Origin of the sequence: Pelagovum pacificum, from assembly GCF_016134045.1 — a bacterium.
GTDB classification, from domain to species: Bacteria; Pseudomonadota; Alphaproteobacteria; order Rhodobacterales; family Rhodobacteraceae; genus Oceanicola; species Oceanicola pacificus_A.
On record NZ_CP065915.1, the window covers coordinates 931,493 to 944,074 of the forward strand.

Sequence of the window (12,582 nt, forward strand, 5' to 3'; positions counted from 1 at the left end):
CCGGCGCTTGCGAAGTCAAGCCGCTCCCGGACGTCACCCGGCTTACGTGAGGTCGCAACTTTCGTCCCGCACCGGCGTTGGCGACTCGTTCTCGCAGAAGGATCACACCATGGCATCGCGCGCGATCTGGAAAGGACAGCTTCGGCTCTCGCTTGTTTCGATCCCGATCGAAATCCACTCCGCCCGCAACTCCGGCGCCCGCGTCTCGTTCCGACAGATCCACGGGCCCTCGGGCAAGCCGGTCCACTATGAAAAGGTCGTCCAGGGCGTCGGTCCGGTCGAGAACGACGACATCATGAAAGGCTACGAGACGGACGACGGCGAATATGTCCTGCTGGAACCGGACGAGATCGACGCGATCCGGCTGGAGACGAAGAAGACGCTGGAGCTCGTCCAGTTCGTCGAGGCTTCCGAGATCGCGCCGATCTGGTTCGATCGGCCCTATTACGTGGTGCCGACCGACGATCTCGCCGAAGACGCCTATCGCGTGGTCCGCGATGCGCTGCGCAAGACCAACAAGGCCGGGCTTGGCCAGCTGACGATGCGGGGCAAGGAATATCTCTGCGCGATCCGGCCCTGCGGCGACGGCCTGCTGCTCGAGACGCTGCATTACGAACAGGACATCCGCGACGCCGACCCGCTGTTCTCAGGGATCGAGGACGATGCCTCCGACGACGAGTTGCTCGGCGTCGCGACCGAGCTGATCGAGAAGAAGACGGCCAAGTTCGATGCCTCGGCGTTCGAAGACCACTACGCCACGGCGCTGAAGGACCTGATCGGGCGCAAGATGAAGTCCAAGAAGACCCGTCGCACCAAGGCGGACGACGACGAGAAACGGCCCGAGGCCGAGAACGTCGTCGACCTGATGGACGCGCTGAAAAAGAGCCTGAAGGACAGCAAGGGGAAGGGCGGTAGCACGCGCCGCAAGAAGGCGTCGTGAGTGCGCTCCGCGAATACGAGCGCAAGCGGGATTTCGACGTCACGCCAGAACCCCGCGCCGAGCTGGTCGAAGCGGGCGGTGAGCGGGCCTCCTTCGTCGTCCAGAAACACGACGCGACGCGGTTGCACTTCGACTTCCGACTCGAGCTCGACGGCGTGCTGCTGTCCTGGGCCGTGACCAAGGGACCCTCTGCCGACCCGTCGGAAAAACGGCTCGCGGTGCGGACCGAGGATCACCCGATCGCCTACGGGGCCTTCGAGGGCACTATCCCCGAGGGCGAATACGGTGCCGGCACGGTCATGCTCTGGGACAATGGCTGGTGGGAGCCGCTGCATGACCCGGCGAAGGGCGTGAAAGAGGGCAAGCTGCACTTCCGCCTGCATGGCGCACGGATGAAGGGGGGCTGGGCGCTGGTTCGCATGAAGCCGCGCAAGGGTGAGAAGCGCGAGAACTGGCTGCTCATCAAGGAACGCGACGACGAGGCGGGCCGCAGCGCCGACGCGCTCATCAACAAGTATCGCACCAGTGTCACGACGGGCCGCGCGATGCGGGCGATCCGCTCCGACAAGCCGGTGGCGGAGCCCGTGAAACATGACGGCAAGCGACCCGGCTTCCGCAAGGTTCAGCTCGCCACCCTGCGCGACGCGCCGCCCGAGGGCGAGGGCTGGCAGCACGAGGCGAAGTTCGACGGCTACCGCTGCCTCGTCGCGCTCGGCAAGGGCGGGCCGCGTCTGTTCACCCGCAACGGCAAGGACTGGACCGACAGGTTCGGCGCTCTCGTCGATCCCGTCGATGCGCTGAACTGCAAATCGGCCCTGATCGACGGTGAGGTCATCGCCGGCGGCGGGGGCGGGGACTTCTCCGCCCTGCAGGCGGCGCTGAAGTCAGGCGATCCGCTCATGTACTACGCTTTCGACTGCCTCGCGCTCGATGGTAAGGACCTGACCGGCAAGCCGCTGTCCGACCGCCGCGCGGCGCTCGAGAGCCTGTTCGAGGGTCAGCCGCCGCGCGGCGCGGTCCGGCTCAGTCCGGTGATCGAGGGGGATGGCGCCGCCGCGCTCGACGCCATGTGCCGCGCGGGCGGCGAGGGGATCGTGTCGAAGCGGCTCGACGCGCCTTACAAAGGCCAGCGCTCCCGCGGCTGGATCAAGGCCAAATGCATCACGCGCGCCGAATTCGTGGTCGTCGGCTGGTCGCCCTCCGACAAGCGGGGGCGGGCGTTCTCATCCTTGTTGGTCGGCTCGTACGAGGCGGGCAGGCTGGTCTACCGCGGGCGTGTCGGCACCGGGTTCGACGGCGACGATTTCGACGACCTGAAACCGCAGCTTGATCGGCTGGCCCGAAAGACCACGCCGCTCGATGACGATGACCTTCCCGGCGAGACGAAAGGCGCGAAGTGGGTCACGCCCAAGCTGGTCGCGGAAGTCGAATACGCGGAGTTCACCGCCGAGGGCCGTATCCGTCATGGCGTCTACCACGGACTGCGCGAGGACAAGGAGGCCAGCGACGTGAGTGCGAAGGCAGAAGCATCGAAGGACGAGGCGGAGGTCGAAGTCGCCGGAGTCCGCATCTCGAGCGCCGACCGGGTGATCGACGACGACAGCGGCATGACAAAGGCCGATGTCGCCCGCTATTACGGGCAGGTCGCGGAGCGGCTGCTGTCCCATGCTGCCGACCGGCCAGTGTCGTTGCTGCGCTTCCCCGATGGCATCGGCGGGGACGGGTTCTTCCAGAAACATGCTGGCAAGGGCTTTCCGGACGGCGTGAAGTCGATGCCGATCGAGGAAAAGGACGGCGGAACGGAGGAGTACATCTATGTCTCTTCTGCCGATGGCCTCGTCGGGGCGTCGCAGATGGGCACGGTGGAATTCCACATCTGGGGCGCTGCGCGTGACCGGATCGAGCGGCCGGACAGGATGGTGTTCGATCTGGACCCGGACGAGGGTCTCGACTTTGACGATGTGGTCGCCGCCGCGCAGGAAATCCGGGAGGGGCTCGAAGCCTGCGGGCTGGACTGTGCGCCGATGGTCACCGGCGGCAAGGGCGTGCATGTCATCGTGCCGCTGCGCTGCGTCGCGGGCTGGGACACGGTGAAGACGTTCGCCCGGACCTTCGCGACCGTTCTCGCCGAGCGGCATCCCGATCGCTATACCGCCACGATGTCGAAGGCGAAGCGCAAGGGCCGGGTCTTCATCGACTGGCTGCGCAACGAGCGCGGCGCGACGGCGATTGCGCCCTACTCGCTCCGGGGGCGGGCTGGCATGGCGGTTGCCACGCCGGTCAGCTGGGACGAGCTCGGCAAGCTCAAGTCGGCGAACGGCTTCTACGCAGACGACATGGCGGACCGGCTTGAGGCGGACTGCCCGCTCGACGTGGTCGAGGCGCGCGGCATCGGCACGACGGTCGTCGAGGCGTTGGAAGACTGGGCCTCTGGCTAGGCCGTCTGGGGCGGGGTGAACTCCGCCGTATCCTCGGCGACCGCCCGCTTGAAGCTGGTCAGAAAGTCCGGATCGGCCGCATTCACGCGGTTCCACGTCGGGATGAACGGCGTCTCGTGCGGGTGGTCAAGGAAGATCTGACCGGCGCGGATGATGTTCTCGGCGAACAGTTCGACCGTCTTCTCCTCGCGGTGCCGGTCGATGGACAGGCCGTTCATCTTGGCATCGTTGTAATACCCCTCGAGCAGGTCGAGCGCCCGACGGTAGTAGGTCGCCTTCAACGTGCGGAAGACGTTGGGCGTGAACACCGTGCCGTCGGCGGCGAGCTTGCGGAAGATGGCCTTGCAGATATCGGTCGACATCCGGCTGAGCCCCTGGCTCGCGTCCTCTTCGGAGAGGTCCTGATGCTTATGGTCGTACTCGTCTGCGAGCTCGACCTGGCAGACGGATTTGGGCGCGAGGTTGCGCCAGGCCTCGGACAGCACGCCGATCTCCAGCCCCCAGTCCGAAGGGATGCGCAGGTCCGGCAGGCTGGTGGTGCGCAGCGCGAACTCGCCCGATAGCGGGTAGCGGAAGCTGCGCAGGAAATCGAGGTAGTCGCGGTCGCCGATCACCTTCTTCAGCGCGATCAGAAGCGGGCTGACCAGCAGGCGCGTCACCCGCCCGTTCAGCTTGTGACCGTCGATGCGCGGGTAGAAGCCCTTCGCCATCTGGTAGGGGAACGAGGGGATCGCGACCGGGTAGACCAGCCGTGCCAGCAACTCGCGGTCGTAGGTGGTGATGTCGCAATCGTGGATCGCGATGACCGAACTGTCGGCGCAGGCGATGAGGTAGCCCATGCAGCTCCAGACGTTGCTGCCCTTGCCCCGCTCACCCGGCGCGAGGCCGAGGTCCGCGAGCCGCGCCTGCAGCGCGGTCATGCGCGGGCTGTCGTTCCAGATCACCACGTGGTTCTGCGGCAGTCGCGCGAAGAAGCCCTGCGCGGCGCGATACTGCGCCTCGTCCGCCCGGTCGAGGCCGATGACGATGCGGTGCAGGTAGGGGACCTGCGCGAGTTCGTCGATGATATGGCCGAGCGCGGGTCCCTCGAGCTCGGAATAGAGCGAGGGCAGGATCAGCGAGATCTTCCTGTTCTGCGAGACGGCGGTCAGCTCGTAGGTGAGGTCGTCGAGGCCGCGGGTGCGCAGGTTGTGAAGGGTGGTGATGTTCCCGTTCTGGTGAAAGTCAGCCATCGTGCCCGGTATCCTCGTGGTGGTTGAGCTTGTCCTGCAATGCCAGCATTGCCTCTGCCCAGCCTTCTGGTCCGGGCCGGGTCGTGCGTGTGATGCGGCCGTCCGCTTCGTCGTCCAGTTCGGGCAGCGGATCGGAGGCCGGGTTCGCGACGATGATGCCGCGATCGGCGCGTTGCAGCATCTCTACGTCGTTCGGCGCATCGCCGAGGGCGACGGTCATGCCGGGCCGGTAGCGGGTGATCACCTCGTCCATCCGGTCGGCCTTGGTGCCGCCGAACGACAATGTCAGGAAGCGTCCGCCGCGGCGCGCGTGGATGCCGTTCGCCCGCGCCGCGTCCAGGAAGGCCGCCAGCCCGACTTCGGTGCCGGTCCAGGTGCCCGGCTCGCTGAACCGTCGCTGCCCCGCGCGACGGGCAGCGTCCGCAGGAAGGCCGGTCAGTCGCGCGATGTCGGCGGCATCCATGTCGCCAAATCCCGTGAAGCCTGTGGGCAATTCGTGAAGGATGGTGCGAAGACGTTGATATTCCGTTGCGTCTCCGTCGTCGTCTCCCGGCGCTCCGGCCTCCAGCAGGCCGCAGCCGTTCTCCACGATGGCCGGCCAGTCGGAGAGGCCGAGCTCGTCCCGCAAGGGAGCGATTTCCGCCGCCGTCTTGCTGGACGCGAGGATCACGCCCGCCCCGATCCCGGCCAGCCGGTCCAACGCGGGTCGCGCCGGGGACCAGTCGTAGGTCTCATGATCCAGCAGCGTTCCGTCGAGATCGGTGAAGACGAGAAGGGGGAGGCGACCGCTCATGCAAAGTGGTTAGACAACTTTTCCGCCCCGCGCGAGCCCAGAATTGCCGCGGTGCGGCATTGCCGTCACGCCGTCTCGGCCGCCTTCAGCGCGTCGCCCATGATCTCGAGACCCTGACCGATCTCCTCGTCCGTCGCCGTGAGGGGCGGGGCGATGCGGAAGACCGCGCCCATCGCGGGTACCTTGACGATGTTCATGCTGAGGCCACGCTCCATCGCCGCGGCAGCGATCCGGTCGCCCATCTCGAGGTCGGGGGTCTTCGAAGCGCGGTCGGTGACGATCTCCAGCCCGAGCAGCAAGCCCCGGCCGCGCACGTCGCCGATGCAGTCGTGCCGCTGCTGAAGCGCCTGCATCCCCTCGCGCAGCAGCGTCCCGGCCTCCGTCGCGCGGGCGATCAGGCCCTCGTTCCGGACCACGTCGAGCACCGCCAGCCCGACCGCCGCCGGCAGCGGGTCGGAGACGTGGGTCGTAAGGAAGATATAGCCCTTCTCGTGCGCCTTCTCCTCGATCTCGGTGCTGGTCAGCACCGCCGACAGCGGCAGGCCCGCGCCGAGCGTCTTGGACAGCGTCAGGATATCGGGCACCACGCCGTCCCGCTCGAAGGCGAACATGGTTCCGGTGCGGCCCACCCCGGTCTGCGCCTCGTCGAGGATCAGGAGCATCTCGCGCTCCTCGCACTTCTTCTTCAGTGCGGCGAGGTAGCCTTCGGGCAGGTCGATGATCCCGCCCGACGACAGGATCGGCTCCGCGATGAACGCGGCGAGGCTGCCCGTCGACTGGCTGTCGATCAGCGCGAAAGCGTCGTCGAGCTCCGTCTGCCAGTCGAGGCTGCCGTCGGCGTGGGTGAAGCGGGGGCGGTAGGCGTGCGGCGCCGGGATCGCGAACGACCCGACCTGCGCCGGCCCGTAGCCCTTGCGCGCGGCGCTGTAGGTCGCAGAGGCCGCGGCGCCGGTCATGCCGTGCCAGCTCTTGGAGAAGGCGACCACTTCGTGCTTGCCGGTGACGCATTTCGCCAGTCGGATCGCCGCCTCGTTCGACTCGCCGCCGGTGGAGAGGAGCATGACCTTCTCGAGCCCCGGCACCATGCCGCCGAGCCGCGCGCAGAGATCGACGACCGGTTTCGACAGCATGCCGCTGAACAGATGGTCGAGCTTGCCGATCTGCTCCTGCACCGTGCGCACGATCTCGGGGTGGGAATGGCCGAGGAGGGCGCTCATCTGGCCGGAGGTGAAATCGAGAATCGGCTTTCCTGCGGTGTCGTAGACGTAGCTGCCCTCCGCCCGCTCGATGACCCGGCGTTCGAACACGGGTCCGTAACGCATCACGTGTCCGGAAACGTCGGACCAGAAGGCGGCATCGGCGGCGTTGGCAGAGGTCATCGGCGTCTCCGTGGGCTGGTCATGTCGCGGGACAGTACCAGCCTTGCGGGAAGGCGCCAGAGCACGGGCCGCGGCGACGGGATTCGCCGGCCGATGGCGACGGCGCTGCGCGAGAATTGTGCAGGTGGGCGCGGCTGGCGCAGTCTCGGCGCTCTAACGTCTTGTTTTCGGACGACGTCACGGCGTCCGAGCTCGACATCGCTCGGACTTCACCCTGCTATTTAACTTCTGTAAAATAGTTGGTATCAGGCGGCATGGATCCAAGACGCAGCCGGAGCCGGGCGAAACTGAAAGCCGCCCTGAAGGACCTCCTCGCCGAGAAGCGGATCGAGGAGGTGCGCGTGGACGAACTGTGTCAGCGCGCCGGCGTCACGCGACCGACCTTCTATGCCAACTTCGGCGAGGTTCACGCGCTGCTCGACGATCATCTCGAAGCGCTCGTGCTCGACCTGAGGGACCAGATCATTCGCCACGCGCCGGACCCGGGCCCGCTGTTGTCGGCGGAGGAAAAGCACCGCCGCGCGACCATCGTCCTGACATGGCTCTTCCAGCAGATCGGGACAGACGACCCGCTGATCCGCCGCCTGCTGATCGACGGCGAGGCGACCCGAGTAGAGCGACCCTTCATCGGGCTCTTCGACACGATCCTGCGCGAAAACCGCGAGGCCGCGCCGGGACGGCCCCATGTCAGCGACGCGCACCGCGACGTCGGCGTTCACTTCTTCACCGGGGCGATCATGTCGCTGCTTCGGCTGTGGCTGCAGGAGCCCGGCCGCATGACGGCAGCCGATCTGGCCGCCATCGGCGCCCACTTCATGACCTACGGCAGGTCACGCCCACCACTCATCGAGGACTGACGACTCTCATGCGATTTATCCTTCCCCTGATCCTTGCCGCGATGCCGCTCTCCCTCCACGCGCAGGAGACCGCACCCGATCGTCCCGCCGTGAAGCTCATGCAGCTCGAAATCGACGACGGCGGAATCAGCCGCCGCTTCTTCGGGCGCGTGACGGCGCGGAGCACCGTCGATCTCGCGTTTCAGGCCGGCGGTCAGGTGGACAGCCTGCCGATCGCGGAAGGCGAAGTGGTGCCGGAAGGCGCGCTGCTGGCGCAGCTCGACCTCGATCCGTTCGAACGGAAGGTCGCGCAGGCGCGCGCCGAACTGGATCAGGCCAACCGGGAGCTGGCGCGGCGCGAACAGCTCGGCCCCGATGTCACCTCGCAAGCCCAGATCGACTCGACCCGCACCAATGCCGAACTGGCGCAGGTCGCCTATGATGACGCGGTCGCCGCGCTGGACGATGCGACGTTACATGCGCCGTTCGACAGCTTGCTCGCCAGCCGCTACGCCGAGCAATACGCCACCGTAGGGGCGGGTGAGCCCATCGTGCGCATCCACGACATGAGCGAACTGCGCGTGCATATCGAAGTGCCCGAAGTCATCATCAGCTATGTCGGCACCAATCCGCAGATCGAGGCGAGCGCCGACCTTGTCGGCAGCGACGAACCGCTGCCGCTTCAATATCGCGAATTCACCGCCGAGGCGTCGGACGTCGGGCAGACCTACGAGCTTTCACTCGCCTTCATCGGCGAGGTGCCGGAGTCGCTGCTGCCGGGCGCATCGGCGACCGTGACGATGACGCTGACGGACCCCGACGCGACGCAGCGTATCCTCGTGCCGCCGACCGCGCTGCAATACAGCGCCGACGGCACGGCGCAGGTGCTGGTCTACGAGCCGGACGACGACGGCATGACCGGCACGCTCCGCGCGCAGCCGGTGGAGATCGAGCCGGCCGAGAACGGCTACTTCGAGCTCGCCGCCGGCCCCGAGGCAGGGACAGAGATCGTCGCGGCCGGTGCCTCTCGCCTGGCGGACGGGGACGCGGTCCGGCGCTACACTGGCCTTGGGCCCTCGGGGGATGAGCAGTGAAGATCGCGCGCGCCTCCATCAGCAATCCGCTCATTACCTGGCTGCTGATCCTCGCCTGCCTTTTCGGCGGGATCTGGGGATATGCCACCGTCGGCCGCCTCGAAGACCCGGCCTTCACCATCAAGCAGGCCGTCGTGACCACCCAATACCCCGGCGCCTCTGCCGAGCAGGTCGCCCGCGAAGTCTCCGAGCCGTTGGAGTCGGTCATCCAGCAGATGGCGGAAGTCGACACGATCACCTCCACCAACAAGCCGGGCGTGTCGCGCATTTCGGTCGAGCTGGACACGACCGTGCCGGCCGACGCGCTGCCGCAACTGTGGGATCAGCTGCGCAACAAGGTCTCGGATGAGGCTGCGCGGCTGCCCGACGGGGTGCGGCCACCGATCGTCAACGACGGCTTCGGCGATGTCTACGGCATCTATTTTGCGGTGACCGCGCCCGGGTTCACGGATGCCGAGAAGCATGAGCTCGCTACGTATCTGCGGCGGGAGCTGCTCACCGTCGACGGTGTGGCCGACATCACGCTCGCCGGTCTGCCGGAAGAGACGATCTACGTCATCCCGGACATGGCGATCCTCGCCAACCTCGGCATCTCGCCCGAGGCGATCATCGGCCAGGTACAGAGCGCCTCCTCCGTCGCGCGGGCCGGGTCGGCGGAGACCGGCGACCTGCGCATCGGCTTCGACATGCCGGAGGGCACCGACAGCGTCCGTGCGCTGGCCGAGTTGACAGTGACCGCCGGCGATCAGGTGATCCGCCTGACCGACATCGCGCGGGTCGAGCGGGGCAGGGACACGACCCCGCTTCAGATGATCCGCCACAACGGGCAGGAAGCCTTCACGCTCGCCGTCGCGGGAGACGCCTCGCGCAACATCGTCGACATCGGCAACCACGTCGATGCCAAGGTGGCCGAGATGTCCGCCGACCTGCCGGTGGGCGTCGATCTGCATCCGATCTACCGCCAGCACGAAGTGGTCGACGAGGCCTCCAACAGCTTCCTGATCAACCTCGCGGCCTCGGTCGCGATCGTCGTCGCGGTGCTCGCGCTCTTCATGGGATGGCGGGCCGCGGTCGTCGTCGGGGTGACGCTGCTGCTGACGGTCGTCGGCACCATCTTCTTCATGTCGCTCTTCTCGATCGAGATGGAGCGAATATCGCTCGGGGCGCTCATCATCGCGATGGGGATGCTTGTGGACAACGCGATCGTCGTCGCCGAGGGGATGCAGCTCAAGATGCTGTCGGGGCGGTCGTCCCGGGATGCGGCGGACGAAGCCGCGAACCGCGTTCAGATCCCGTTGCTCGGCGCGACGGTGATCGGGATCATGGCGTTCTCGGGCATCGGGCTGTCGCAGGACAGCACGGGCGAATTCATGTTCTCGCTCTTCGCGGTCATCGGGATATCGCTCCTGTTGTCGTGGCTGCTCGCCCTGACGGTGACGCCCCTGCTGGCGCACTACGTCTTCCGCCGCGCCGAAGAGGACGGATCGGAGGCCTACGGTGGCCGCCTGTTCCGGGCCTACGGTGCCATCCTGCGCCGCGCGATCCGTCTGCGCTGGCTGGTCATCGCGGGACTTGTCGTGATGACGGGGGCCTGTTTCTGGGGTTTCGGCAAGGTCGAGAACCAGTTCTTCCCGGATTCCGACACGCCGCTGTTCTACGTCCACTACAAGCTGCCGCAGGGCACCAGCATGGACGCGGTGGGCGCAGACCTTGCCGTCGCCGAAGACTGGCTGCTCGAGCAGGACGACGTCTCGGCGGTCTCCACGTTCCTCGGCGGGGGCGCGACGCGCTTCATGCTGACTTATTCGCCCGAGCAGATGATGCCCTCCTACGGGCACCTGATCGTCCGGATGACCGATGTCTCCCTGATTCCGGCGCTGCGCGACCGGTTGGAGGCGTTCGCCGCGGAAGAGCTTCCCAATGGCGAATTCCGCACCCAGCAACTCGCCTTCGGTCCCAACAGCGGCGCCCCGGTGGAACTACGGCTGTCGGGCAACGACCCGGTTGTTCTGCGCGAGCTGTCCGAGCGGATGACGGACATCATTACCGAGGCCGATCCGACCTTGCTCAACCTCCGCACCGACTGGCGGGAGTGGGAGCCGACGATGGTGCCGCTCTATGCTGCCGACCGCGCGGGCAACGCCGGCATCAGCCGCGCCGACGTCGCACAGGCGATCCTGATCGAGACCGAAGGCGTCACCGTCGCCCAGTACCGCGAGCAGGACCGGCAGATCCCCGTCGTCGTCCGCAGCCGCGGGACGGGCGCCCCGGTTAACGTAATGAACCAGGTGATCTGGTCGGACGCGGCGTCGGGCTACGTCCCGCTCGCCCAGGTGATCGACGGGATCGAGATCGAGCCGCGCAACACGATGATTCATCGGCGTAACCGGGTGCCGACCCTGACGATCCAGGCCGAGGTTCCCGAAGGCGGGACCGCGAGCGAGGCGATGTCGCGCATCCGCGGCGCCGTCGAGGCGGTCGACCTTCCGGCCGGATACAACATGGAATGGGGCGGCGAGTACGAGAGCAGCAGCGAGGCGCAGGCCGGCCTCGGCACCAAGCTGCCGCTGTCGTTCCTCGCTATGGTGCTGATCTCTGTCCTGCTGTTCGGAAAGCTGCGTCAGCCGCTCATCATCTGGCTGCTCGTGCCGATGGCGCTGAACGGTGCGGTGATCGGCCTGCTGGTCACGGGGCTGCCGTTCTCCTTCACCGCGCTGCTCGGGCTGTTGTCGCTGTCGGGGATGCTCATCAAGAACGGCATCGTCCTGATCGAGGAGATCGACCTGACCCGCGAGACCGGATTGCCCTTCGACGATGCCGTGGTCGAGGCCTCCGTCTCGCGTCTGCGGCCCGTGTTCCTTGCGGCGGCGACGACGATCCTCGGCATGGCGCCGCTGCTCGGCGACAGTTTCTTCGCGTCGATGTCGGTCACCATCATGGGCGGTCTCGCCTTCGCGACGGTCCTGACCATGATCGCCGCGCCGCTGCTCTACGTCATGCTGATGCGTCGCGAGAGGAAGGCGGACAAGGCGAGCGCGCTGCCGGCCTGAGGCACGTCCCCGTCGGCGGCGTTGTCCCCGGAAACGCATCCGCCCCGCACTCCGATCTGCGGAGGCGGGGCGTCTGCCGGGGGAGGACGGCGCCGCATCGGGAGGACTGCGGCACCGCCGGGGTCGGGGTCAGTAGCACTCGTAGACGGTGAACCAGTTGCCCCATGCGTCGTAGACGGTGACCCATTCGCAGTAGTAGTTGACCAGTTCGATGTCGGAGGTCGCGTCGACGGTGGTCTGTGCGACGGGCTGAGCGACGTCGATGGTGGGTTGGGCAGCGCTGGCGAGGCCGGCGATCAGGGAGAAGGCGGAGGCGGTGAGAGCGGTCTTGAACATCTGGGTTTTCCTATCTGTCTGAGGTGATCTGGTTGGGTTGGAATTGGTGAAGGGTTGAGAAGGGTGCGGACGGTTTGGCGGGGCTCAGTAGCACTGCCAGACGGTGACCCAGTTGCCCCAGGCGTCGTAGACGGTGACCCACTCGCAGTAGTAGTTGACCATCTCGATGTTGGAGGCGTCTTCGGTGATGGCGGTCTGCGTGGCGGGCTGGGCGATCTCGATGGTGGGCTGGGCAGCGTTGGCGAAGCCGGCGATCAGGGTGAAGGCGGTGGCGGTGAGCAGGGACTTGAGCATCTTTGTTTCTCCGGTGTGTGTGTTGGCTTGGTGCGTTGTGTTGTTCGATGATGTAGTTATTACACTAACAGATAGTGTTGTAAACACACTTAATGCGTCCGACCGCAGAAATCGTGCAAGCCATTGATGCCGAATAAGTAATTTTGGGATGGTTTGGCCCGCGCCGGGCGCTCCAGCGAGAAATACCGGG

10 protein-coding genes are annotated in these 12,582 nt (G+C 66.6%); 5 read left to right on the forward strand and 5 right to left on the reverse strand.

Translation table 11 applies throughout. From position 1 onward, the window contains the following. Positions 1 to 109 precede the first annotated feature (109 nt). Both ku and ligD read left to right on the forward strand, forming a co-directional pair. Entirely contained in the window at positions 110 to 940 is an 831-nt protein-coding gene (gene ku, locus I8N54_RS04725) for a non-homologous end joining protein Ku (RefSeq protein ID WP_140193665.1), read from the forward strand. Beyond that, entirely contained in the window at positions 937 to 3,378 is a 2,442-nt protein-coding gene (ligD, locus tag I8N54_RS04730; RefSeq protein WP_140193664.1) for a DNA ligase D, read from the forward strand. The genes ku and ligD overlap by 4 nt, the downstream gene beginning before the upstream one ends. Here ligD and I8N54_RS04735 read toward each other — a convergent pair. From I8N54_RS04735 to I8N54_RS04745, 3 genes are all read right to left on the reverse strand, one after another. Beyond that, positions 3,375 to 4,610 carry a glycosyltransferase family protein gene (locus tag I8N54_RS04735; RefSeq protein WP_140193663.1) on the reverse strand — a complete coding sequence of 412 codons (1,236 nt, stop codon included), beginning with the start codon at positions 4,608 to 4,610 and terminating at the stop codon, positions 3,375 to 3,377. The two genes, ligD and I8N54_RS04735, sit on opposite strands and share 4 nt — an antisense overlap. Next, complete coding sequence (locus tag I8N54_RS04740) at positions 4,603 to 5,403, reverse strand: HAD-IIB family hydrolase (protein ID WP_140193662.1); 801 nt, start codon at positions 5,401 to 5,403, stop codon at positions 4,603 to 4,605. Before I8N54_RS04740 ends, I8N54_RS04735 begins: the two co-directional genes overlap by 8 nt. 65 nt (positions 5,404 to 5,468) lie before the next feature. Beyond that, positions 5,469 to 6,782: an aspartate aminotransferase family protein gene (locus tag I8N54_RS04745; protein WP_231592476.1), complete on the reverse strand. Its 1,314-nt coding sequence runs from the start codon at positions 6,780 to 6,782 to the stop codon at positions 5,469 to 5,471. A 254-nt stretch (positions 6,783 to 7,036) separates the two neighbouring features. On the opposite strand from I8N54_RS04745, the gene I8N54_RS04750 reads away from it, so the two are divergent. From I8N54_RS04750 to I8N54_RS04760, 3 genes are read left to right on the forward strand one after another with little or no spacing between them, the layout of a single operon-like run. Beyond that, positions 7,037 to 7,639, forward strand: a complete 603-nt coding sequence (locus I8N54_RS04750; protein ID WP_140193661.1) for a TetR/AcrR family transcriptional regulator — start codon at positions 7,037 to 7,039, stop codon at positions 7,637 to 7,639. Between the two features lie 8 nt (positions 7,640 to 7,647). Beyond that, positions 7,648 to 8,712, forward strand: a complete 1,065-nt coding sequence (locus tag I8N54_RS04755; protein ID WP_197097504.1) for an efflux RND transporter periplasmic adaptor subunit — start codon at positions 7,648 to 7,650, stop codon at positions 8,710 to 8,712. Continuing rightward, entirely contained in the window at positions 8,709 to 11,762 is a 3,054-nt protein-coding gene (locus I8N54_RS04760) for an efflux RND transporter permease subunit (RefSeq protein ID WP_140193659.1), read from the forward strand. The genes I8N54_RS04755 and I8N54_RS04760 overlap by 4 nt, the downstream gene beginning before the upstream one ends. A 129-nt stretch (positions 11,763 to 11,891) precedes the next feature. Here the strand turns inward: I8N54_RS04760 and I8N54_RS04765 are convergent, their stop codons facing one another. Both I8N54_RS04765 and I8N54_RS04770 read right to left on the reverse strand, forming a co-directional pair. Continuing rightward, positions 11,892 to 12,098, reverse strand: a complete 207-nt coding sequence (locus I8N54_RS04765; RefSeq protein WP_140193656.1) for a hypothetical protein — start codon at positions 12,096 to 12,098, stop codon at positions 11,892 to 11,894. Positions 12,099 to 12,182: 84 nt separating this feature from the next. Beyond that, positions 12,183 to 12,392, reverse strand: coding sequence for a hypothetical protein (locus tag I8N54_RS04770; protein ID WP_140193655.1), 210 nt, complete (start codon positions 12,390 to 12,392; stop codon positions 12,183 to 12,185). Between the last annotated feature and the right edge of the window lie 190 nt (positions 12,393 to 12,582).